The 22,748-nt window shown below is 54.0% G+C and carries 25 protein-coding genes and 1 tRNA gene; 7 read left to right on the top strand and 19 right to left on the bottom strand.

What is annotated here, in order from left to right; translation table 11 throughout:
* Window positions 1-20: 20 nt before the first annotated feature.
* Window positions 21-149, bottom strand: a complete 129-nt coding sequence (locus ROA7450_RS21450) for a hypothetical protein (RefSeq protein ID WP_268808482.1) — start codon at window positions 147-149, stop codon at window positions 21-23.
* Between the two features lie 342 nt (window positions 150-491).
* Between ROA7450_RS21450 and ROA7450_RS17845 the strand changes: the two genes are divergently transcribed.
* Window positions 492-2,060, top strand: coding sequence for an arylsulfatase (locus ROA7450_RS17845; RefSeq protein WP_085807309.1), 1,569 nt, complete (start codon window positions 492-494; stop codon window positions 2,058-2,060).
* A gap of 67 nt (window positions 2,061-2,127) precedes the next feature.
* Entirely contained in the window at window positions 2,128-3,099 is a 972-nt protein-coding gene (locus ROA7450_RS17840; RefSeq protein ID WP_085807317.1) for an HAD family hydrolase, read from the top strand.
* Window positions 3,100-3,120: 21 nt separating this feature from the next.
* Here ROA7450_RS17840 and ROA7450_RS17835 read toward each other — a convergent pair whose 3' ends face one another.
* The 4 genes from ROA7450_RS17835 to ROA7450_RS17820 form a co-directional block, all read right to left on the bottom strand.
* A complete protein-coding gene (locus ROA7450_RS17835) occupies window positions 3,121-3,741 on the bottom strand; it encodes a nucleotidyltransferase family protein (RefSeq protein ID WP_085807308.1) in 621 nt (206 codons plus the stop codon).
* 75 nt (window positions 3,742-3,816) lie between these two features.
* Window positions 3,817-4,032: a hypothetical protein gene (locus ROA7450_RS17830; RefSeq protein WP_085807307.1), complete on the bottom strand. Its 216-nt coding sequence runs from the start codon at window positions 4,030-4,032 to the stop codon at window positions 3,817-3,819.
* Window positions 4,029-5,189 carry an aromatic ring-hydroxylating oxygenase subunit alpha gene (locus tag ROA7450_RS17825; protein WP_085807306.1) on the bottom strand — a complete coding sequence of 387 codons (1,161 nt, stop codon included), beginning with the start codon at window positions 5,187-5,189 and terminating at the stop codon, window positions 4,029-4,031. Before ROA7450_RS17825 ends, ROA7450_RS17830 begins: the two co-directional genes overlap by 4 nt.
* Window positions 5,190-5,391: 202 nt before the next feature.
* Entirely contained in the window at window positions 5,392-6,087 is a 696-nt protein-coding gene (locus ROA7450_RS17820) for an XRE family transcriptional regulator (protein ID WP_234999581.1), read from the bottom strand.
* A 346-nt stretch (window positions 6,088-6,433) separates the two neighbouring features.
* Here ROA7450_RS17820 and ROA7450_RS17815 point away from each other — a divergent pair, with 346 nt between their 5' ends.
* Window positions 6,434-6,814: a hypothetical protein gene (locus tag ROA7450_RS17815; RefSeq protein ID WP_159454097.1), complete on the top strand. Its 381-nt coding sequence runs from the start codon at window positions 6,434-6,436 to the stop codon at window positions 6,812-6,814.
* Between the two features lie 138 nt (window positions 6,815-6,952).
* Here ROA7450_RS17815 and ilvN read toward each other — a convergent pair whose 3' ends face one another.
* The 7 genes from ilvN to rocF form a co-directional block, all read right to left on the bottom strand.
* Window positions 6,953-7,513 carry an acetolactate synthase small subunit gene (gene ilvN, locus ROA7450_RS17810; RefSeq protein WP_085807304.1) on the bottom strand — a complete coding sequence of 187 codons (561 nt, stop codon included), beginning with the start codon at window positions 7,511-7,513 and terminating at the stop codon, window positions 6,953-6,955.
* A gap of 43 nt (window positions 7,514-7,556) precedes the next feature.
* A complete protein-coding gene (locus ROA7450_RS17805; RefSeq protein ID WP_085807303.1) occupies window positions 7,557-9,311 on the bottom strand; it encodes an acetolactate synthase 3 large subunit in 1,755 nt (584 codons plus the stop codon).
* Window positions 9,312-9,592: 281 nt separating this feature from the next.
* On the bottom strand, window positions 9,593-11,083 hold the full coding sequence (locus ROA7450_RS17800) for an ABC transporter substrate-binding protein (RefSeq protein ID WP_085807302.1): 1,491 nt from the start codon (window positions 11,081-11,083) through the stop codon (window positions 9,593-9,595).
* 95 nt (window positions 11,084-11,178) lie between these two features.
* On the bottom strand, window positions 11,179-12,006 hold the full coding sequence (locus ROA7450_RS17795) for a glycosyltransferase (RefSeq protein ID WP_085807301.1): 828 nt from the start codon (window positions 12,004-12,006) through the stop codon (window positions 11,179-11,181).
* 111 nt (window positions 12,007-12,117) lie between these two features.
* Complete coding sequence (gene ocd, locus ROA7450_RS17790) at window positions 12,118-13,170, bottom strand: ornithine cyclodeaminase (RefSeq protein ID WP_085807300.1); 1,053 nt, start codon at window positions 13,168-13,170, stop codon at window positions 12,118-12,120.
* A gap of 17 nt (window positions 13,171-13,187) precedes the next feature.
* Window positions 13,188-14,108: a citrulline utilization hydrolase CtlX gene (gene ctlX, locus ROA7450_RS17785; protein ID WP_200812981.1), complete on the bottom strand. Its 921-nt coding sequence runs from the start codon at window positions 14,106-14,108 to the stop codon at window positions 13,188-13,190.
* A 2-nt stretch (window positions 14,109-14,110) separates the two neighbouring features.
* Complete coding sequence (rocF, locus tag ROA7450_RS17780) at window positions 14,111-15,037, bottom strand: arginase (RefSeq protein WP_085807298.1); 927 nt, start codon at window positions 15,035-15,037, stop codon at window positions 14,111-14,113.
* A gap of 115 nt (window positions 15,038-15,152) precedes the next feature.
* Between rocF and ROA7450_RS17775 the strand changes: the two genes are divergently transcribed.
* Window positions 15,153-15,584 (top strand): Lrp/AsnC family transcriptional regulator, encoded by a 432-nt coding sequence (locus ROA7450_RS17775; RefSeq protein WP_085807297.1) that lies wholly within the window; start codon window positions 15,153-15,155, stop codon window positions 15,582-15,584.
* A 221-nt stretch (window positions 15,585-15,805) separates the two neighbouring features.
* On the opposite strand, the gene ROA7450_RS17770 is transcribed toward ROA7450_RS17775, so the two are convergent.
* The 5 genes from ROA7450_RS17770 to ROA7450_RS17745 all read right to left on the bottom strand — a co-directional run bounded on the left by ROA7450_RS17770 (window position 15,806) and on the right by ROA7450_RS17745 (window position 19,825).
* Window positions 15,806-16,711, bottom strand: coding sequence for a helix-turn-helix domain-containing protein (locus tag ROA7450_RS17770; protein WP_085807296.1), 906 nt, complete (start codon window positions 16,709-16,711; stop codon window positions 15,806-15,808).
* Between the two features lie 1,089 nt (window positions 16,712-17,800).
* On the bottom strand, window positions 17,801-18,247 hold the full coding sequence (locus ROA7450_RS17760; protein WP_143534523.1) for a universal stress protein: 447 nt from the start codon (window positions 18,245-18,247) through the stop codon (window positions 17,801-17,803).
* A 101-nt stretch (window positions 18,248-18,348) separates the two neighbouring features.
* Entirely contained in the window at window positions 18,349-18,795 is a 447-nt protein-coding gene (locus ROA7450_RS17755) for a universal stress protein (protein ID WP_085807293.1), read from the bottom strand.
* A gap of 84 nt (window positions 18,796-18,879) precedes the next feature.
* Window positions 18,880-19,131 carry a DUF6552 family protein gene (locus ROA7450_RS17750; RefSeq protein ID WP_370738217.1) on the bottom strand — a complete coding sequence of 84 codons (252 nt, stop codon included), beginning with the start codon at window positions 19,129-19,131 and terminating at the stop codon, window positions 18,880-18,882.
* On the bottom strand, window positions 19,121-19,825 hold the full coding sequence (locus tag ROA7450_RS17745; RefSeq protein WP_085807292.1) for an SDR family oxidoreductase: 705 nt from the start codon (window positions 19,823-19,825) through the stop codon (window positions 19,121-19,123). Before ROA7450_RS17745 ends, ROA7450_RS17750 begins: the two co-directional genes overlap by 11 nt.
* Window positions 19,826-19,922: 97 nt before the next feature.
* Between ROA7450_RS17745 and ROA7450_RS17740 the strand changes: the two genes are divergently transcribed.
* Window positions 19,923-20,798 (top strand): LysR substrate-binding domain-containing protein, encoded by an 876-nt coding sequence (locus ROA7450_RS17740; RefSeq protein WP_085807291.1) that lies wholly within the window; start codon window positions 19,923-19,925, stop codon window positions 20,796-20,798.
* Here the strand turns inward: ROA7450_RS17740 and ROA7450_RS17735 are convergent.
* Window positions 20,795-21,256 carry a disulfide bond formation protein B gene (locus ROA7450_RS17735; protein ID WP_085807290.1) on the bottom strand — a complete coding sequence of 154 codons (462 nt, stop codon included), beginning with the start codon at window positions 21,254-21,256 and terminating at the stop codon, window positions 20,795-20,797. The two genes, ROA7450_RS17740 and ROA7450_RS17735, sit on opposite strands and share 4 nt — an antisense overlap.
* Entirely contained in the window at window positions 21,253-21,834 is a 582-nt protein-coding gene (locus ROA7450_RS17730; RefSeq protein WP_085807314.1) for a YqaA family protein, read from the bottom strand. The genes ROA7450_RS17735 and ROA7450_RS17730 overlap by 4 nt, the downstream gene beginning before the upstream one ends.
* A gap of 188 nt (window positions 21,835-22,022) precedes the next feature.
* On the opposite strand from ROA7450_RS17730, the gene ROA7450_RS17725 reads away from it, so the two are divergent.
* Together ROA7450_RS17725 and ROA7450_RS21065 are read left to right on the top strand one after the other, a co-directional pair.
* A tRNA-Leu gene (locus tag ROA7450_RS17725) sits at window positions 22,023-22,108 on the top strand.
* A 143-nt stretch (window positions 22,109-22,251) separates the two neighbouring features.
* Window positions 22,252-22,521, top strand: coding sequence for a glutaredoxin family protein (locus ROA7450_RS21065; protein ID WP_159454096.1), 270 nt, complete (start codon window positions 22,252-22,254; stop codon window positions 22,519-22,521).
* Window positions 22,522-22,748 lie beyond the last annotated feature (227 nt).

Raw genomic sequence — 22,748 nt, 5'->3', positions numbered from 1 at the left:
CTTGAAATGATGGAGCACAGTCAGCCCGCCAACCAAGACACCCCGTCGAATGTCCAGGACACCTTGTTGTCCGAGAACCCGTATGGGACTTGGCCTGCGGAAACCATCAGGGCCAGCGGCCGCGTGCGCCGCGCAAACAGGCCGGACACACGTCTGCTTCTGACCAGTGCAAAATTATTTCAAAAATGTCTTGCTATGCAGGGGCTATCCACACAGGACATTCGTTGCAATCTGTACGAAAGACCCGACCGAAGCACTGAATCACGTTCGTGGCGAAACGGTAAAGGTGCACGTTCATTGTAGGAAACAAAAATTCTAAGGATGACACATTGCCCAATGTCGGGTTATCGTAAAGCAATCATTAGAAGAATCCTGCAATTAAAAGATGCTTATGCGTGCCAAATAATAACGAACTCCAAATATAGGCCGTGGCAAATTTAATAGGCAGCGGGCAGTAAAATTGACGAATTTCCATGGGGAGACAACTGGATATGTCACAATTATTACGAAGGCTGACGCAAGCGTCTGCTGCACTCATTTTATTCTCCGGAATGTCGGTGGCGCAGGACGCGTCGAAACCGAACATCCTTGTGATCTGGGGTGATGATATCGGGCAATCGAATATCTCTGCCTACACGATGGGACTGATGGGGTATCGAACGCCAAATATCGACCGCGTCGCCAATGAAGGGATGATTTTCACCGACTACTATGCAGAGCAATCTTGCACAGCTGGTCGATCATCATTCATTACGGGACAGTCGGTCTTCCGCACAGGCTTGTCAAAGGTGGGCATGCCTGGCGCCCCGGAAGGCATGCAGGTTGAAGACCCAACCATCGCGGGCCTTTTGAAAGAGCAAGGCTATGCAACGGGTCAATTCGGCAAGAACCACTTGGGTGACCGGGATGAAATGCTGCCGACAAATCATGGCTTTGATGAGTTCTTTGGCAACCTTTACCACTTGAATGCCGAGGAAGAGCCCGAGAACGAGGATTATCCTGCTGACCCAGCGTTCCGCGAGCAATTCGGTCCTCGGGGTGTGATTAAATCGTCTGCTGATGGTTCAATCGAAGACACGGGGCCACTGACGCGCAAGCGGATGGAGACTGTGGATGACGAAACCCTTGCTGGGGCAATCGATTTTATTAAACGTAAAGAGGCAGAGGGTGTTCCATGGTTTGTCTGGTGGAATGGCACACGAATGCATTTCCGAACCCATGTGAAAGATGACATGCGGGCTCAGGCCAACGAAATTATCGGCGGTGTCGCCGATGAATACACCGCTGGCATGATCGAACATGACATGCATGTGGGCCAGTTGCTGGATCTGTTGGATGAGCTGGGTATTGCTGACGAAACTTTCGTTCAATACTCAACAGACAACGGGCCTCATATGAACACGTGGCCTGATGCCGCTATGACACCGTTCCGTGGTGAGAAGAACACCAACTGGGAAGGTGGTTTCCGGGTTCCTGCGATGGTGCGTTGGCCCGGGAAAATCGAACCAGGTACCGTGTCGAACGAAATTATGCACCACATGGACTGGTTGCCAACTTTCCTGGCGATGGCGGGTGTTCCTGACATCAAGGAACAACTTTTGGCCGGCGACGTTCAAGCGATTGGGCGCAGCTACAAGGTGCATCTGGATGGGTATAATTCGCTTGGTTACCTGCTGGGTGAGGAAGCGGCATCACCACGAAACGAGATTTTCTATTTCTCGGATGATGGCGACCTGACCGCGCTTCGTTATAACGATTGGAAGGCGATCTTCCTTGAGCACCGCTATCCCCAGACTTTGCGGGCATGGGCTGAGCCTTGGACAGAGCTGCGCATTCCACTCCTCTTCAATCTGCGGCGTGACCCATATGAGCGATCCAATATCACATCCAACACATATTGGGACTGGTACATCGACCGCGTTTATCTTTTGCTACCAGCAGCGGATTATGTCGGGAAGTTTCTTGCAACATTCGAAGAATTTCCGCCTCGTCAGAAACCGGGTAGCTTCACGATCGGCGACGCCAAGGACAAAATCCTAGAGCAGACCGGCTCTAAATAAGAGTCTCGTGATTTTATCGGGTTCCGGGGTTTCCCGGGGCCCGACCTCTATTTTGGAGATTGCTATGATGAAACTATTTTCAGCTGGAGTGTCTTTGGCTCTGCTTCCCGCAATTGTATGCGCTGACCCTTTGCCATCTTGGGAAGGGGAGTCTGAAACGCAAATTATTGACTTTGTACAATCAGTTACAGATCCCAAGTCAGAAGATTACGTAATCCCATCTGATCGAATTGCAGTATTTGATAATGATGGCACTTTGTGGGGGGAGCAGCCGGTTTATTTCCAATTGATCTATGCCGTTGATCAAGTTGCCAAGATGGCCGAGTCTGATCCTTCCATCCTCACCTCAGATGCCCTCAAGGCCGCGGCGGAAGGCGATTACGAAGCGCTCATGGCAACGGGAAAGGAGGGGTTGATCGAGGTATTGAAGATTACCCATTCCGGAATGACGGTTGAGAGTTTTCAAGCATCCGTTGCGGAATGGCTGGCTAGCGCAACGCATCCAAAAACGGACTTGCCGTACAATAAGATGACTTATCAGCCGATGGTCGAATTGTTGCGTTATTTGCGGGATGAAGGGTTTAAGACCTATATCGTGTCCGGAGGTGGCATCCATTTCATGCGCGTCTTTACTCAAGAGGCCTATGGCATCCCGACGGAACAGGTGATCGGCACCTATACGGAAACCGAATATCACGTGACTGATGGTGTGCCACAAATCGTAAAAGCTCCCGCCATTGGGTTTGTCGACGACAAAGAAGGCAAACCAATTAACATCGAACGGATCATCGGCAAACGCCCCATCATTGCCGGAGGGAACTCGGATGGTGATTTTGCCATGCTTGAATGGTCAACCGCAGGAGAGGGGCCACGTTTGGGCATTCTCGTGCATCACACCGATGCGGAGCGCGAATGGGCCTATGACCGCGAAGGTCATGTTGGCGTTCTGAACCGTGGCCTGGATGAGGCTGCGGAGCGTGGTTGGGTGTTGGTCGATATGGCGAATGATTGGTCCCGTATTTTCACCGGGTCAAAGTAATCGCACTATAAAAGGCGGCCTTTAACGAGATCTCTTACGCCAGGCTTCCCATTCTTCGGGCGTGTCCAGATCGGTGGTAGCATGGTTTTCGGGTAGGGGGACGTATTCTATTTGCTCGCTTTTTAGCAAAGCATTCGCGCCCCGATCCCCTGAAAGTGTCATCAGCTTCTCGAACATGCGTTGAGGGAAGATAACAGGGTGGCCCGGTTCGCTCATCTGGTTGCAAGCCCGTACGATCGCGTGAGGCGCGGCAGAGGCGTGTGCAAACATTGTCCTAAGATCTGCTAAGGTCACCTCGGGCAGGTCTGCCAGAAGGACCATCACTCCACTTAGGCCCTTCTTTTGTGCCCACTGTGCACCCAACCTGATTGAGGCAGCCAGCCCTTCCGTCGAATTCTGGCACAGGATAACAGTAAGGCCCTTCTCTTCATAAGGGGCGAGCAATTGATGCCTCACAGACTGTTTCGCGGGCAAGGTAACGCAAGCAGGTACATTGCAAGTCAGCGCTAATTCAACCTGTCTCTTGAGGAGGGGAAGCCCATCGACGTCCTGAAGCAGTTTATCGGCACCACGCATTCGCGAGGACGCACCAGCTGCGGGGATCAAAATGCCCAGATCGGAGTGTGTAAGAGCCTTTTCCATTCACCTGCTTCGCGGTTGTTCATGGAATAGCATTACACGGAGTGGATTTGAGGGAAAGAGCCGCAACGTGGCGGCTCAGGCTTCACGCCCCTGCGCAACAAGGCGTGCATGGAGTGCGTCTGTTTCGGGCGCACCGCTGTCGAGCGCAAAGATATAGGCGTGTGTCAGGTAGAAACAGCTTGCATCGACATCGTTCGCCTCATCAGCCGCTTGAGAATAAAGGCGCACCAAGGCGGGTTTGTCACCCGCCTCGTGCGCTGCGATCATTTTCGCATCAAGCGTGTCGCTCATTCAGCCGCCTGCTGCATGGAGCGATAGGTTTCGATCTTGCCAGCCACCCAGTCGTGGAAGCAGTGTGTTGGACTGTCCATCACCGGCGAGAAGCGCCCGCCGTCAAAGCCCTCGACGTGGCGACCCTTTTGCATGCCCTCGACAACGAAGATATCTTCCTCGAACACTTCTTTCCACATCTTGGTATTGGTGGCCCGCAGGGATTGATCTGTTTCCGGTACCGCATAATAGAGGTGGATATGCTCAACCGTTTTTTCGGTGCTGATTGGGTTCAGTACGATGGTGAAGGCATGATCGCGTTGAACTCCCAGCAATACATTGGGATAGACGGCAATGTACTCTGCCTGTTCGCCCCATTTGGGGCCCACTTCGGGAAAGTCAGGAAAGCTTTTGCCGTCTTCGTCCTGAAGCTGGCGATACACAGTTGTGCCTTGGCCGGAGTAGCTGCCGTATTTTTCGATGTTGTAGTGATCTTCAAGGCGCGAATAGCTGTTCAGACCGGGGTGAACCCACGGTAGGTGATAGCTTTCGCAATAGTTTTCGACAGCCAGCTTCCAGTTGGTTTGGAGGTGTAGTTCAAATCGGCTATCTGTGCCGCCATGATACAGTGGCAGATCAAACTCTTTCCACCGTTCGATCAAGTCTGCGTTTACATCTTCGAATTCCGGGGCGGTACCGGATAGGTTGACCCAGATTACGTCACGCCAGATGTGGCTGCGCACTTCGCTGAGGCCCAGTTCCGATTTATTGATCGATTCGTGGGTATTGTGGCCAGCCCCGCCAACGTGGGGTGTGGCAACCAATTTGCCTTTGGTGGAATAGCACCACGAGTGATAGGGGCAGCGAATGGCGCCTTCGATTTTGCGCGGCTCTTCGACAAGGATCATGCCGCGGTGGCGGCAGATATTGTGGAACACGCGGACATCGCCGTCTTTGTCGCGGACCAGCAACAGTGGCTGGCCAAGAAACTCTATTGGCTTTGCATCGCCGTTTTCCGGCACGTCTGCAGTTACCGCAAGGCCTGCCCACTGCGTCTTGAGCAAGGCGTGTTTTTCTTCTTCGAAAACCACAGGGTCAACATAATGCGGATTTGGCAGGCCGTTGGCCTTGTCTACAGTGGTGCGCACATTAGACAGATCGGTGATGGGCTGCGACATCGTGGCTCTCCGTTATCGAGTATACGCTGGCAGGGATGTCCTTGCACTGGCGAATAGAACTATGGTTGTCAGGTTGTTTCTATTGAAACCAAGGCAGATTCTTTCGTGCCTCGTATGCAGTCATAATTTTATCTAAATGCGATAATGGGTCAACTTTTCGCGACATACATAGCATCTGAGGCGACCTGTAAGGGCAACGATTTTAGCGAAACTCCTGATCCAGTCGAAGCAATCTCAGGTGAAACGGTGGAACGTCTTCGCGCGAGATAAGCCCTGATTGCCGCGCACATTGCATGACCTTGGCCATATCGTGGCCGAGGTGTTCATACACCATGCGTGTCGCTCGTCGTCCCGAGACCTTTTCACGTGTGGTGCGGGTCGCGTAACCCTCCCAGAGATTGGATTGGAAAGATGTTTCCTGCGACAGGAAATTGAAGGAGCATGACATTGAATTCCGATGTGAAACGATGGCCATAATGCCCTCCTCCTGGCGCATGATCATTCCTCGATATTCTCTGTGTTGCGGATGTGTCGACAATCCCTGCATTCTAAGTGCTTCGCGCGGCTCAAATCCGCGAACGAACGTATATCCTGATGCTCTTTTGACATGAACGAGGCCCAAAGCGAATTTTGTGTCATCAATGAAGCTAGGGCGGACGAAGCGGTAGAAGCCGCTTGGGAACAATCTTTCATCAACATGAACGGGTTCGGAGCCGAAAAAACCACTCAGGATGGGGTGGTTCAAGAGGTCAATTTCGCGCGCCTTTAACTCGTTGATCGGTTCCAGCAAAATGCGCGCATCAACATCAAAGAATTGGCAGATCTGGCTCAGGATGTCGGGGCGAGGAAAGCTGTCGCCGGACAAATAACGATTGAACTGCGTGCGGTTAATTCTCAATTCCCGGCATATGCTAGAAACTGAAGGGTATTGATCACAAAGCATGCGAAGGTTGTCACCGAAAATTCGTCTCAGCGCAGCGGGTTCAAATTGGGCAGGGGCGGGAGAGGGGATGTTGCTCACAAAAAAGGCCGCTCGTTTGGGTAGAGAAGGATCACTTCATACAGTTTATTGGTTTTTAATCTTAAATTGAATGATTTGATGTGTCTCAAGTCACAGTTGATGCTATTTGGCGTCAATTATCAAAAAAAGTGACACAAAATAGATCTATGCGACACTCAAAAAGCCATACCAGAAACAAAATTCAATGCAGATAATGACCCTATTGCGTAAAGAAGGGGAGCGCATGTTTGGGGTAGTACTTTGGAGTGATCCGGATCAGAATCGGGCTGTAATCTGGTGTGAAGATCATGGGAATTTGGCCTTCTTGAGCAGTGAAGTTGTTCAAGGAGTGGAAGCCTGTGCGATCGAGGCAGGCGACTTGGTTAGATTCGATATCGTGGATGACGGTAAAGTTCGCCGTGCAGAAAACGCGCAGCTTGTTGAGCCCGGAGCGTATCCTCAACTCGTATCGAGTCTTCAAACCGCAGCAGATCGCAAAAAACAAAATGAAGTGCAAAAATTCGAAAGTAGTGGAACCAAAGTGGTTCCGATTGATGTTGCCCGTGCGAGAACACCCTCAAGAACGGGTTTCCTGCAAAATGGCCATCGTCTCAGATCTATTTAACTCAATTCTGTAAATCAAATTGAGTAAAGTGCTGGTCTAGAACTGAACTGAATTAATGGATCTGCAACCTGCGGTCGGACCCCATTTCAAGCTGACGGGCAGTTTTGCCCGCCAATGTTTCTGGATCGAAAGGTGTTCTTATCGCCCACGTGACAAGGCCGCGACACCTGTCCGTGCGATACGCCCAAGGCCAAGGGGGCGCATCAGTTCTGCAAAGGCGTCGATTTTATCTGGGGCACCCGTCAACTCAAATACAAAGCTCTCATGTGTCGAATCTACGACTCGAGCACGGAAGATCTCGGAAAGACGTAGGGCTTCAACTCGTTGGTCACCCGTTCCATGCACCCGAACAAGTGCCAGTTCCCGTTCGACAGAGTCACCCTCGACCGTCAGGTCGTGCACTTCATGAACCGAAACGATGCGGCCAAGTTGCGCTTTGATTTGTTCGATCACCTGCGGTGTGCCAGTGGTGACGATAGTGATGCGTGAAGTGTGCCCGGTGTGATCGACCTCGGCCACGGTCAGGCTGTCAATGTTGTAACCCCGGCCTGAAAATAGACCGATAACCCGCGCTAGAACGCCGGGTTCGTTATCGACGATAACCGCCAATGTGTGCCGTTCAATCACATCCGAAAACGTTGGACGCAGGTTATAAGCCGAGTGCTTGTTCGAGCCTTTTTTGATTTTTAGAGCAGACATGTCTTAGCCTTTCTTTGGATCTGTGCCAGCGACTCAAAAGCGCTTACACAAGCACCGCGCCAGTGTTTCCGATCGCGTCTTCGGTTGACGCTTCGCCCAACAGCATTTTGTTATGTGGTTCACCTGATGGAATCATCGGGAAGCAGTTTTCATGCTTTTCAACCAAACAGTCGAAAATCACCGGGCCATCATAGTTGATCATTTCCATGATTGCGTCATCCAGATCCGCAGGATCCGTGCATATGATACCCTTGGCACCAAAAGCTTCGGCAAGTTTTACAAAATCAGGCAGGGATTCAGACCAGCTGTGTGAATAGCGCTGTCCGTGCAGCAGTTCTTGCCACTGGCGCACCATGCCAAGGCGTTCATTGTTCAAGATGAACTGTTTCACGGGCAGATTGAACTGCATAGCCGTGCCCATTTCCTGCATGTTCATCAGCCACGAGGCCTCACCAGCCACATTAATGACCAAAGCATCAGGGTGTGCCATCTGAACACCGATAGAGGCCGGAAAGCCATAGCCCATCGTACCCAAACCACCCGAGGTCATCCAACGATGGGGATCTTCAAAATTCAGGTACTGGGCGGCCCACATTTGGTGTTGCCCGACTTCGGTGCAGACATATCGGTCATGGCCTTTAGTCAGCTCTTCCAGACGCGCCAGTGCATGTTGTGGCCTGATGGTTTTACCTTCTTGGGTAAATGCGAGGCAATTGACCTTTTTCCAGTCCTCAATCTCTGCCCACCATTGCTGCAAGCCCTCTCGGTTGACCTTGCGTCCTCGTGATTTCCAGACCTTGAGCAGATCTTCCAGAACATGTGCAACATCTCCGACAATTGGGATGTCGGCCTTGATCACCTTGTTAATCGATGAGGGATCAATATCGATGTGTGCTTTGATCGAATTTGGGCTGAATGCATCCACGCGGCCAGTGATCCGGTCGTCAAAGCGGGCACCGATATTGATCATTAAATCGCAGTCGTGCATCGCCATGTTTGCTTCATACAGGCCGTGCATGCCCAACATGCCCAACCAGTTTTTGCCGGATGCCGGATAAGCCCCAAGGCCCATCAGGGTAGAGGTGATTGGAATGCCAGTGGCCTCTACCAGTTCACGCAACAGTTGGCTTGCGGCATTGCCGGAATTGATCACACCGCCACCGGTGTAAAACACGGGGCGTTTGGCCGTTTCCATCGCCTCAACTAGTTCTGTGATGGTTTCGATGTCACCTTTGACTGGTGGTTGATAATGATTGGTCTTTGCTTTGCCGGGCGGGGTGTATTCCGCGCTGGCAAATTGAACGTCTTTGGGGATGTCCACAACAACCGGGCCGGGACGGCCGGTAGTGGCAACGTGGAACGCCTGATGTAATGTGTCAGACAGGTCGCCCGTGTCGCTGACCAGCCAGTTATGCTTTGTGCAGGGACGCGTGATGCCTACGGTATCGGCCTCTTGGAAGGCGTCATTGCCGATCATGAAGGTCGGAACCTGACCGGTCAAAACTACCAGCGGAATGGAATCAAGCAGCGCGTCAGTGATGCCGGTCACGGCATTGGTCGCGCCGGGGCCGGATGTTACTAGAACAACGCCGGGTTTACCGGTTGAACGGGCATACCCTTCAGCGGCATGAACTGCACCTTGTTCGTGTCGGACCAGAACATGGCGAATATCGTTTTGCTGAAAGATTTCGTCATAAATCGGTAACACGGCGCCACCGGGGTACCCGAACACGACATCCACACCCTGATCCCTCAAGGCTTGGACTACCATTTTCGCTCCGCTCATCTGACGTGTCATACTATCGCTCCGTTCGTGACGTCATCGTTATACGCATAAAAAAGCCCCCGATCTTCGGGGGCGCATGGGGTACCGTTATGGTGTCCGTTACCGGCCCATGCGCCATTTGCTTAGAATTACGACTAGCGCGTTCATTGCGCGACTCCTTTGCTGCGTGTGCGAGACACTATGTCTGTGGAAAAGGGGCGTCAACCGGTTTTGCGAGAATTGTTACTGAAATAGGCGCATTTCTTTACATATATTGCGCGTATTGTTCCGGGGTATTGGGCAGAGCAATCGATCTAAGTGTCGGGGTCGACCAGCTTGACCAGATGCCAGCGGATCACATCGCTGCGCACCGGATCGATGTCACGAACACGTTTAGAGAGGCCAACCAGCTGTGTGCGATGAAAGGGAATGAGGGTGCCTGATGTGTCGGCCAGATGTTCTTGCGCGCGAATGTAGAGCTTGCGTCGATCTTCGAAATTCAACTCTTTGCGTGCGGCAAGCAGCATCAATTCAAAGTTTGGGTCGCGATAGTAGCTTTCGTTGCCGCTAGCACTGGAGTGGTAGGCCTCGTTCAGAACCTGATCGGCGGGGCGAGCTGACCAACTTGTTGCAAAGCTATCTTTGTTTTTCCAAATCTCTGTCCAATATCCATCCGCTGAAGACTTAACAATGTTCACATATATGCCAGCCGGTAAGACTTGCTGCTGAAACGCTACGGCCAGCGCTGACCAGGCTTGGTCAATGGTGGAAACATGGAGATCTATTCCAATGCCGTTGGGATAACCTGCTTCAATCAGTAGCTCGCGCGCCGCCTCTATGTCTTGAGGGCACTCCATATTGGCGCGATATTGATCATCCGGAGCAACCGGCGTGTCACATGACACAGTGCCGCCGCCATCAAGAGCCAGTTTTAGAAGTTCTTCGCGATCAACAGCGAGACGGATGGCTTTGCGAACACGCGGATCGGTAAAGGGGGCAGTGTCCGTTCGAAACACAAAGCCTGACCAGTTTCCAGTCGGGATGTCTTGGATGATGTAGCGGTCTGATTGTGTCAGAGCCCGGCGGAGGAGGGGGAGAATTCCACGCTCCATGTCCAACTGGCCTGCCAAAAACGCCTGCAACCGCGCTTGCGAATCCGGAACGCCGATAATCTCTATTCGCTCAATATACGGCGCGCCTTCCCAATAGTTTGGATTGGCGACCAGATGCGTGATCCCATCCGGATCGAACTTTTCCACCATAAAAGGTCCGGTGCCAATTCCAGTTTGAGCGATTTCATCGCCGGTGCCTGCCGGAATGATCCGCAAGCGTGGATCCATCAGCAGTAGTGGTAAATCCGCAAACGTTGATTCCAGTGTGAATTGCACCGTTAGATCGTCCAATGCCTCTATTCCTGAGAACATTCTAAGCAATGATTGCGCTGGGCTATTCGTGGCCGGATCAAGCGTGCGGTTGAAGGTGTAAACGACGTCGGCGGCCACAAAAGGGGAGCCGTCGTGAAAGAGCACCCCTTCGCGCAATTTGACAGTCCAAACCGTGCCATCCTTGTTTGTGTACCATTCGGTTGCCAGATCAGGCTGCGGCAAGCCATCCATTCCGGGACGCGCCAAGCGGTTCATAATTTTCTCGGTGATTTGAAGCACGCGACCTTGAGAAATCGGATCGAGGCTGGAACGGGCACCTTTGCCGACGTCATGCGCCTGACGGAACACGTTATCTGGTTGCGCTGCGGCAGCCGAAGTCAGCAGGCTCACGGCAAGCATTACTATGATCAGCAGGCGCATCTTTCATCCCTGTCTGGTGACTATCTTGATTTGTGACCGATCCGGTTCGATAAATCAAACGTCACGCAGAATTGTGAGGGAAAGTGAGGAAGGACCTATTCGTTTAGCACCCATTCTTCGGTATCGAGGTGGAAGGTGACCATGCGTTTTGCGGAATACTTTGGCACAATGCGTTTTTCGCGTTGACGTAATAGCAACCCATGGAGCCGTTCCATTACCGTGGGTTTGCGACGAATGGTGCGCATTTCTTTGCGGTAAGCCCCGGGAACCTGGCGAGATAGCTGGTCACCTTCAAAAGTGAACGATCCCATATGTGCATTGACGACATAGAGTTCATTCTTTTGAGCTAAAGACTTCCAGAGAAAATAGTCGCCTGCGAGTTTGAACGTCGTGAGGTGCTCTAGGTCAATCAACAAATCTTCGCTTGAACGCCACAGAGTGCTTTCTTGTTGGATCGCATCCAGACGAGTGCCGTACATTCCACAATCGATCAAATTTCTTAGATAAGGGTGACGGAGGCGGCCATCATGAATATGTCCATAGCAGTTGCGTGCCACGGCGCGCCCCGTCAGCCATTTGATTTGGCCATATTTTTTGAAGATCATCGAGACAATCTCGAATGTGTAACGATCATAGCGTTCGCCTGCAGGCATGTAGCTGGTCACATCGCTATCGGTTACACGCGCGAACCCTTTGGCCAGCGCGTCGTACATGCCGCTGTCCGGTTCGGAAATGATCTCGATCCGTGGGTCATCAAACGCACGCACATGATCCAAAGTGTCATCTGTCGAAGCCCCGTCAGCAACGATCACATGAACGCTGTCTTCCCCTTTCAGAACCGACACCTGCTGAAGCAGGCTTTCGATTGTGGTGGCAATCTTGGGGCCGGAATTGAAGACGGGTATGACAATTGAATACTTCATGCGAAATCACAGGTTCTACCAATGGGGGTGACCACCGCTTTAGTGAGGTGGATCACCCAATTGCAATGATAGATATCATGATTGTTTGGCTTCAGGCGATATTTGTTGCCGTCAAGCCTCGGATGAGGCGCGTTGAACCATGCCAAAGAGGTCGCGCGGATCGTCCGGATCAGCCAAAAGATCCAGATCAATGAACAATTCGGTGCCTTTGATGTTATCGCGGACATATCGCAGGGCACTGAAGTCCTCGATTGCGAAGCCAACGCTGTCGAACAGAGTGATTTGCTCAGGATTGGTGCGACCTGCTTGTTTGCCTGAAATGACCTCCCACATTTCGGTTACCGGGTGGTCATCCTCCATTTGCTGGATCTCACCTTCAATACGGGTCTGTTCAGGGTATTCAACAAATATATCACTGCGGTGCAGGATCGCCGGGGCCAGTTCTGTTTTGCCCGGGCAGTCGCCACCTATGGCGTTGATGTGCACGCCCGAGCCGATCATGTTGTCTGTCAGGATCGTGGCACATTGCTTGTCGGCCGTGCAGGTGGTGATGATTTGCGCACCTTCCATCGACTCTTCCGCCGTGGAACATTTCACCACGTTCAGTCCCATACCTGCCAGATTGCGCGCGGCTTTATCCGTTGCCGCCGAGTCGATGTCATAGAGGCGCACGGAATCGATACCACAGATGGCTTTCATCGCGAGGCTTTGGAATTCGGACTGCGCGCCGTTTCCGATCATCGCCATGGTGGTTGAGCCTTTGGGGGCGAGGTATTTTGCGACCATAGCCGAGGTTGCAGCCGTACGAAGCGCCGTCAAAACCGTCATCTCTGTCAGTAGAACCGGGTAACCGGTGTTCACGTCCGCCAGCAGGCCGAAGGCCGTCACGGTTTGTAGGCCCTCCTTGGTGTTCTTTGGGTGGCCGTTGACGTATTTGAAGCCGTAAACCTCTCCGTCCGAAGTGGGCATCAGTTCGATAACGCCCTCTTGTGAATGGCTGGCGATGCGCGGGGTTTTGTCAAAAAGTTCCCAGCGGCGAAAATCAGCCTCGATATAGTCCGCAATCCCTTTCAGCATCGGTTCAATTCCGATGTGGTGGACCAGCTTCATCATGTCGTCGACAGATACAAATGGAACGAGGGCTTTGTCAGATGGTTGCAGCATTGTGGTCGCTCTTTGGTTCAAGGGTTGCGTTTGGACAGATGGATGCCGGCCAGCATGCAGCGTACAGAGCCGCCGGCACTTTCCAATGTCGGGATCGAGAGAGGGAGCAGCCGAACCGACTGTTCCAAAGTGATTACCTGATCTGGGGTGAGCGCATCGAAGGCGCACTGCGATAGCGCCAAGACCCGACCATCTGGTGATGAAAGTTCAATCGCGTTACCTGCGAAGGCATGGATCTGTTCATGGGTAAGAGCCACAACCTCGCGATCAGGTTCGCGCAGACGCCGTTCGATTTCAGCGCGGCGGTCTCGATCTGGAATCATATCCAGACCGACCATAGCCACCTTGGTTCCGATCGCCATCAGCACGTTGGTGTGATAGACTGGAACACCATTTTGATCGACGGCGTCGAAAACGATTGGTTCATAACCGAACTGCGTACAAAACCTTTCCAATAGGATCGGATCTGCACGGTGCGAGCGGGCGACATAGGCGACGCGGGTCAGGTGGTCGATGACCATGGCACCGGTGCCTTCAAGATAGAGGCCATCTGGCTCCAGTCCCGAATAATCCACCACTTCCTGAACACGGTAGTCTTGCTTCAGCATCTCAATGACGTCTGACCGGCGCTCGCGGCGGCGGTTCTCAGCGTACATCGGATAGACCGCGACCGATCCGCCTGCATGGGTGGAAAACCAGTTGTTCGGGAAAACCGAATCCGGCGTGTCTACGCCGTGATCCTGAAACACGTGGACACCAATGCCAGCACCTTGCAGGGCGCTAACTGCTTGATCAAACTCGTTTTGCGCCTTTGCGGCGATTGCGGCAGGGTCGTTGCTCAACTCGGTCTGAAAGACGTTGTCACCTGCGGTTTGCGGATTCGGATGAAATTGATCCGGGCGGATCATTACAACGCTGGAGGGGGCTTGAATACTCATGTTCAGAAGGCTCGTGTTGGCCGGTCAAAGACGCGGCGACCCAAGGCAGAGGCTGAGAGATCGACCATGACCTGTGCGGTTTTTCCGCGTTCATCAAGGAAGGGATTCAATTCAACCAGATCAAGCGACGTCATCAATCCGCTGTCGCTGATCATCTCCATCACCAGATGTGCCTCGCGCATTGTTGCGCCACCGGGCACTGTTGTGCCAACGGCGGGGGCGAAAGAAGGATCGAGAAAATCAACGTCCAATGACACGTGCAGCGCACCATTTTGTTGTGCGACATGATCCAAAAACGCGGCCAAGGGACGGGCGATCCCGTGCTCGTCAATCTGCCGCATGTCATGATAGCGCATGGGGGTTTCTTGCAACGAGTCGCGCTCTGCTGTGTCGACGGAGCGTAGGCCAATCAGGCAGATGTTTTCCAGTGGTACAGGATTTTTTACTTCGGGGAACCCGAAAAAACCATCGCGACCAGTGACGTAACCAAGGGGAGTACCATGCAAGTTGCCCGATGCGGTGGATTGTGGGGTGTGGAAATCGCTATGTGCATCAAGCCAGAGCACAAACTGTGGACGGCCGTTTTGAGCAGCGTGATTGGCAACACCGGCGACAGAGCCCAAAGACAAGCTGTGATCCCCGCCCAAGAAGATGGGGAGGCCCTTGTCCATTGCGGTTTCTGCGTTGCTGATCAGGGTCTGTGTCCAGCCAATGGTCTCCTCGCCCGCGTGGATGTGCGGGGGTAATTCATCGACCTTGGCCACGTCATCAGGAGACAAGTTCCCCCAATCTTCAACGGTATAACCAAGTTCGGTCAATGTTTCGGGCAGGCCGGCGACGCGGTAGGCATCCGGGCCCATGACGCAACCCTGACGGCGTTTGCCACTATCCACAGGAGCGCCAATCAGAATGCAGGAGCGAGGAGTCATCTTACAATCCTTTTCGAGTGATAAGATAAAAATACCGCTGAAACGGTTGTTTTGAAGTCCTCAATTTGCACATAATGGAACTTAACTATGCAAAACGGACCTTGGGATATCCAAAATGGACAAAATTGATCAGCAATTGATTTCAGCGCTTCGGCATAATGCGCGGGCGTCCTTGTCAGATCTGGCGCTGACATTGGGGGTGTCGCGGACCACCGTGCGAGGGCGGATTGAGCGGTTGAAGCAGAGCGGCGAGATCGTCGGGTTTACCGTTGTTCTAAAGGGGGAAACAGCGCTGGACCCGGTGCGTGGATTGATGTCACTGGGGATAGAAGGGCGCGGAATGGAGAGAATATTGAGACAACTCAATGGTTTGCGCGAAGTGCGGGCAATTCACACCACCAACGGGCGCTGGGATTTGATTGTTGAGATTGGCACCACGACTTTGGAGCACCTCGACAAAATCCTTGCTCAGATTCGCAAGTTCGATGGGGTCGCCAATTCGGAAACCAGCCTGCTGCTGAGCACGCGGAAATCCTCCACCGGGTAAGCGGAAATTTGTACAACTTGTACAGGTTGTACGCGGGTTTTGTACAAACCTACTATCCTACAATCCTGCTGTGAGAAGGAGCGCCTGCGGCGCACAGGTTTATCTCGTTGTCGGCCTCCGGTCTCCGCCTCGGGGTGTGCCTCCGGCGGAGATATTTATGGTCAGATGAAACGGGTGGATTGGGGCGTGTTCGCCCTTCGGTGGACCGCAAATTTTCTAGCCTAAGGCGCGCTGCCGAAAGCCTCGAAATAGCATTGATGCAAAAAAGGGCTGCGGTGGGCGAAAACGGAGTTGGCGATTCCAGCACCTGTAAGTTCCCAAACGCCGTAGCTTGTTTCCACCTGATGACGGCGCAGGAAGGTCATGCCAAGATCGCGACAGATCTGTTCGCCAGCGGGGGAACAGGTGATTGATCCAAAACCATGCAGCAAAATCCCACTGCGCGCCTGAATTTCCAGAAAATCGATGAAGGAAGACAGCAACAAAGTGCTGGCAGCCTGATGACCGGGGGCAACAATCAGGGCTGGACAGTAGCCGAAATAATGACCGGGCAACATCGGTTTTCTGATGCGGTCAACAGAGAGTTCAATTTCAACAAAGGAGCCCGCGCGAAAGCGGGTTTCATCCTCGGGGAGCAGAAACGGCAGGGCCCATTTCGCGACCATCTGATCGTTGTGCAAGACGGCGCACCAGTGATCGCGGTAGGTGTCATAGATCGGGCCAAAGACCGAGTCGTTGGCGGCGAAGGCACCATGGATGCCGGGGATAGAAGCACAGGCGAGATCGATAGAGGCGCGGGCGGCATCGCGCCAGGAGCCGTTGTAAAGTTCTGAGACGACTGTGTCGTCGAGCAGACGATAGGGGGCGGCGTCTGTATCGCGCCTTTGCCGTGTTTCCCAATCGGTGCGGCAGGCCAGGATGTCAGCGGATGTCCAGCCGAGGTCTTCGCTCAGGCGATGTTCCAGATCGCCGCGAATGAACGACAAAGAGCGCTCGTACTTGCTGATCGCTTCGACGCTGACTCCAAGCAACTCGGCCAGACTTTCTTGCGTCACACGACCATGCGTGCCGTTGCGGGCGCGCCAGTCCCGTAGTTTGCGGGCGAAGAGGGATGCAGTCGGAGCCATGAGAGGAGCATGGCATCGGCAATCCTTATTCGCCAAGCGAATTCGCAATGACTTACGGGTTGTTACGGGTCTCGCCAGATCAGGGCCGTGGTTTGAAATGCGGGAAACAGGCAGGTTGAAGTGCGAAGACCCATTAGGAGAAATTCCATGACCCGCCGCATTTCATCGCTGACACAGACCAGTTTTCTGTTTTCTTTGCCACCGAAGCGGGGAGGTGGCCTGCATCGGCAACCCGTTGATCCGGATGATTGGTATAGGCGAGATCGTCGCGAAAGGGCGAAACGGAGCCAGAGCAATTTCTGAATCTGCATGTCCGCTCAGTCTGAGTGTATTGGACGCAAGAGTGTCCTCTTCGTGTTTGTCTCAATATGCCAAATTAAAATTGGAATGGGAGACGAGTAAAACCAGTTTCGATCTTTTTGTCTGCGGTCAATGGCTTTCATGCGAGCAAATCTGCCGTTGCTTAGGTCGCAAATGAGTGGTTATGCTGACGCATGCCAGTTCAACCACCTGCCTCTTCACCGCAGTTCAGAATCGCACTTATCAGGAAGCTAAAAAACCTGTTTCCTGAGTACCAATTGGAGTTTCTAGAGGCGAGTCGAGGCGTGTCCTTTGTCATGAAGGACGGCCGAGGTCGCACCTGTTCGAAACCGATCCAAATCTATCGAAATACTGGAAGCTGCCTGCAAACCGAAAATATGAAACAGCAATTGGCGGGCGCTCAATTTCTAAAGATGCCACCCTTTTACGATTGATGAGTCCAATGTCCGTAACATGGGTTTAAACTGCCATTTGCTTTGCGCACCCCGCGCGGAATCAAGGCCGTAAGGCCGCCGCGTGATCGCCAGACCGCCCGCAAGGGCTGGCGATTTTGAAAGCTACCCGCACAATTTCGAGGGTCTGCTGGATTTGCCGGGATAAACTGGCAGCTAGAAACGGTCGGCCGCCACCCCGCGGCCTGGCAATTGCGCGGCTTTGCGCTTGCGGGGGATGGCTGCTACGGGTTCAAAGCAGACTTTGTGCAAGTAAAGTCATGAGCATCTGACCGCGGCCCGTCGCTGCGTGCCTTGTTGGTCTGGGGAGTGCCGCTCAGGTCACCGACAGGCAGGCGCATTTGGCTTTGTGGGTAACGGCCTGAGATGTGCTGCCTTGCAGGAGGGCACCGACGTTTCCCAGACCTCGGCGACCGGTGACAATCAGGTCTGCGCCGCAGGTATCGGCGTATTCTGTGATATGGTCGGCCGGGTCGCCATTTTTCAGGTGGGCCTGCGTGATGTCGATGTTGCAGGTCTTGGCGACGGCTCTGCCGGAGTCTAGTATTTTGTTTCCGGCCTCCTCGACCTCTTGTGGGGAGGGCATGGTGGTGGCCGCGTGGTAACCCGGCACCGCGCCCATGGCAAAGGCGACGGTTTTGGGCTGTGGGCTGTGGATCAGGTGAATTTTGGAATCGTATTTCTGGGCCATGTCACAGGCGACGCGCAGTGCATGTTCCGCAGAGTCTGATCCGTCGATACCGACAACAATGTTTTTGAACATATCCTGTCCTCCTTTGATTAAGGTGGCCCAAAGCATAGGTATTGCGCCTTCTGCGGGCCTTGATCTGCATCAAGAGAGGGTTTTGGCGGCTTTTTCTGGCGTTAGGGTACGGAGAGACAGGCGCAGTGGGCCTTTTGGTTGACGGCTTGCGAGGTGCTGCCTTGGAGGAATGCGCCAATGCTGCCCAGACCGCGCCTGCCGGTGACAATCAGGTCGGCGTTCAGGGCCTCGGCATAGACAGTGATCTGATTGGCGGGATCGCCGGATTTCAGATGCGCCTGGGTGATGGTCACATCGCAGGATTTGGCGACTTGCTTGCCGGATTCGAGGATTTTGTTGCCGGCGGTGCGCACCTCGTCCGAGGTGGGCATGGAGGTGGCGGTGTGATAGCCGGTCATCGCCCCCATGGCGAAGGCCACGGTTTGGGGTTGCGGCACATGAACTAAGTGGACATCTGCACCGCATTTCAGCGCCAAAGTGCAGGCGAGGCGCAGGGCGTGTTCAGAGGTTTCCGATCCGTCAATTCCGACAACGATTGTCTTGAACATAATATCCCCCGGTATGCTCGAAGTGTTCTTGAAATACCGGGAGTATAGCGGAATTTGGGTTTATTGCCATTGATTTAGGGGGCATCAACCCCCGGCCATCCCTGCGAGCATGGCGAAGAGCGCCACAATGTGGATGAGCATGATCGCCTTGTCATTCCACAGGATGCCGACGGTGCCCCAGCCCAGAACCCCGATCAGGAAGAGGTAGAGGTTCCACGGGGTCCAGCCAAAGGCGGTGGCGGTGTAGCCCATGATCTGGATGACCGAGGCCACCCATTTGATGATGAAGGCGATGCGCTCGGTGCGCGCGGTGGGGAGGAATTGATCAGACAGCACGGGTTAGCCCCCCGTCAACGCGCAGGTTCTGGCCGGTCATATAGGCGCCGTCACCTGAGGCGAGCCATGAAATCAGCGAGGAAACCTCGGTCACGTTGCCGTAGCGGCCCATGGGGATGCGCGCCTTGCGGTCTTCGGTTGCGGGCAGGCTGTCGATAAAACCGGGCAGGACGTTGTTCATACGGATGCCATGGGCGGCGTATTTATCGGCATAGAGTTTGGAAAAGGCTGCAAGGCCAGCGCGAAATACGCCCGACGTTGGGAACAGCGGATCAGGCTCGAACGCGGCGAAGGTCGAGATGTTGATGATCGAGCCGCTGCCTTGCTCTTGCATCAGGGGCGTGACCAAGCGGGTCGGACGGATCACGTTCAGCAGGTAATAGTCCATGCCGGAATGCCACTCGTCATCTGAGATGTCGAGGACCTCGCCCTTGGGCCCGTGGCCGGCGGAGTTGACCAGGACATCAACACGGCCCCAGCGGGATTTAGCACCTTCGACCAATGCCGTGAGGTCATCAGGGACGAGGTTGGACCCGGTGACGCCAAAGCCGCCGAGCTCTTGGCCCAGAGCCTCGCCCTTGCCGGAAGAGGACAGGATGCCAACGCGATAGCCATCGGCGGCGAGACGACGGGCAGCTGCGGCGCCAAGGCCGCTGCCTCCTGCGGTGATGAGGGCGACTTTTTCTACTGACATGATGAGGTCCTTTCGATGTTAAAGTTAATATAATTTGATGTTTGTGGAATTTCGCGTCAGAATTGATGTGACATGACTGTAGAAATATTATTGCCATATGGATGACCTTCCCCCTTTAAATGGACTGCGGGCCTTTGCGGCCTCGGGTCAGCATCTGAACTTTCGTGCAGCGGCTGATGCGCTGGGCGTGACACAGGGGGCGGTGGCGCAGCAGGTGCGCGCGCTGGAGGCGCATTTGGGCCTGCCACTGTTTGAGCGACTGCCCAAAGGCTTGGCCTTTACCCCGGCCGGGCGGGCTTATCATGCGCGGGTGCAAAGTGCGTTCGATGCGCTGCGTGAGGCGACGCTGATGGTAAAGCCGCAGCCGGAAAAGGTGCTAATCAGCGTAACGCCGACCTTTGCGGCGAAATGGTTGATCCCCAATCTGTCGGCGTTTTCGCAGGCCCATCCTGACGTTGACCTGCGAGTGGTGGCGACTGAACAAGTATCTAGCTTTCACAGCGATGGCATTGATCTGGCGGTGCGCTATGCAAATCCGCCCTTTGGGTCAGGGGTTGAGGCGAGCCTGATGTTTGCGCAAAAGGTGATTGCCGTGGCGGCTCCGCAGGTGGTTGAGGGGCAAGCCTTGCCCTTGTCGGCAGAGGTGTTATCCGGGTTGCCGAAGCTGCACGATGCGCATGATCTGTGGCCGGTGTTTTTGGGCGCGTTCGGTTTGGTTTGCCAGAATGAACGTGGTTTGCGGTTGAGCCAGACGTCGCTGGCGATTGATGCGGCGATTTCGGGGCAGGGGGTAGCGCTGGTCAGCCGGTTCCTGGTGGCGCGGGATCTGGAGGCGGGGCGACTCGTACAGGTGCGGCCCGAGGTGTTGGAGAGTGACAAGGATTTTTATCTGTTGGCTGCGCGGCGCAGCAAACGCAGCGCGGCGGCAGAGGTGGTGTACCGGTGGCTGTTGTCAGTGGCCAGGGCCGATTAGGCGCGGCGTGCGGCCATAATCCAGAGTGCGGCAAGCCCCAGTGACAGGAGCATGTTCCAGCTCGCCATTGACAGGGTGAAGAGCTCCCACGGAACCTCGTCACAGCGGATAACTGGCGCGGCCATGATCTGATCAAACAGTTCATCGGAGGTCAGGCCGGAGGTGCCTGCAGAGGTGCATGTGGCTGGGCCTTCCCACCAGCCGCGCTCGACACCGGTGTGGTAGCCGCCGAAGGCAGCGGTGGTCAGTGCAGCAAGCGCGCCGAGCCAGCACAAGAGGCGCGCGGGCAGGGCCAGGGCGATGGCACCGATAGCGATGGCAGCGGCGTGGGGCCAGCGCTGCCACAGGCACAGCTTGCACGGGGCCATGCCGCCGATGTGCTGGAACCCGAACGCCATGGCGAGGGTGAGGGCAGAACCAGCCGTGGCCAGAAAGATCAGAGTGCGTTGCGTGATCATCCCATGTGCCTCACCAGATAGAAGCCGCCGATCAGCAGAATAATGAACAGCGTGAACATCAGGCCAAGGCGCTTTTCAATGAACTCCCGGATCGGCTCGCCGAATTTCCACAAAAGACCCGCGACAAGAAAGAAGCGGATGCCACGGGCAAGGATGGAGGTGGCGACAAAGGTCATCAGCGGCATGCCGGTCCAACCCGACATTATGGTGATGACTTTGTACGGGAAGGGCGTGATGCCGGCGGTCAGCACGGCCCAGAAACCGAAGTCGTTGAATCGGGTGCTGAATTCGGCCATGGAATCGGCTTTGCCCATCGATTCCAGAATGGGCTGACCGATTTGTTCAAAGGCAAAGGCCCCGATGGCATAGCCGAGCAGGCCGCCGAGCACAGAAGAGACCAATGCGACGAGTGCGATTAGCCAAGCCCGGCTGGGGCGGGCCAGAATCATCGGAATCATCAGGATGTCGGGGGGGATCGGGAAAAATGAGCTTTCTATAAATGACACGCCTGCCAGCACCCACAGGGCGCGGGGGTGGTCGGCCATTCGGATTGTCCAGTCGTAGAGGCCCTTGAGCATGTCCCAGATCCACTTGTTTTTATTGCCCGCCACAGACCACGGGCCACGGCGGGGGTCAAGTTTGATGGGGGAACATGGTGTCGCGGCGGGAGCAATCAATGCACGACGAAATAATTGCAAATTTATCAGCCATGGGGTGATTGTAGGGCTGGACCTCAGGTTTCAGCTTGGATAGAGAGACCACCAGTGCCCAAGTGGCGGAATGGTAGACGCAGGGGATTCAAAATCCCCCGCCTTTGCGGGCGTGCCGGTTCGAGTCCGGCCTTGGGTACCACTGATTTTGGAATGAAGTCAGCCTTCCGTATTTTCAGACATAAACACGCTATGCACAGTCCCAACGTGAATGTGAACGCTCAGGGCTTGTGTATCTGGTATCCGCATATTTTATCAATCGCGCAACGAAAGGGAATTGCAGGCATGCCGAAAGCTGTCCTCTATCGAATGGATCTGCCCAATTATACCTGTGGTTATGGGACCGCTGCGCGGGATCTATTGCGCAACCACAAGTATGACATTGAAGAGCACATCCTTAGAACGCGTCGGGAAGCAGACGCATTCAAAGACAAGCACAACATCACGACGACACCATTGATTCTTATCGATGGGGTCAAAGTTGGTGGTTACACCGAACTGAGAAAATACATCAAAGCACAAAGGCCTAAGTCAAAACGGTTTTGGGCGCGTTGAGCAATTCGGCATTTGATTGCCGTCTAGATCGTCATACTGGTTTTTCTTTGAAGACAAGAGGTGTTTGCGGTCTTGCATTGTTAAGCGATTAGGTATCGCGTTAAAGACATGGATTATTGAGAATCCATGTCTTGGAGCGGTGATATGTCATTGGTCGGAAAAATTTCCCGAAAATTTAAAGAATATCGGCAGCAAAAACACCTCACTCATATACTGTCAGATGCGGA

This window comes from Roseovarius albus (genome assembly GCF_900172335.1).
GTDB classification, from domain to species: Bacteria; Pseudomonadota; Alphaproteobacteria; order Rhodobacterales; family Rhodobacteraceae; genus Roseovarius; species Roseovarius albus.
This window is presented reverse-complemented; position numbering and strand designations above follow the sequence as displayed.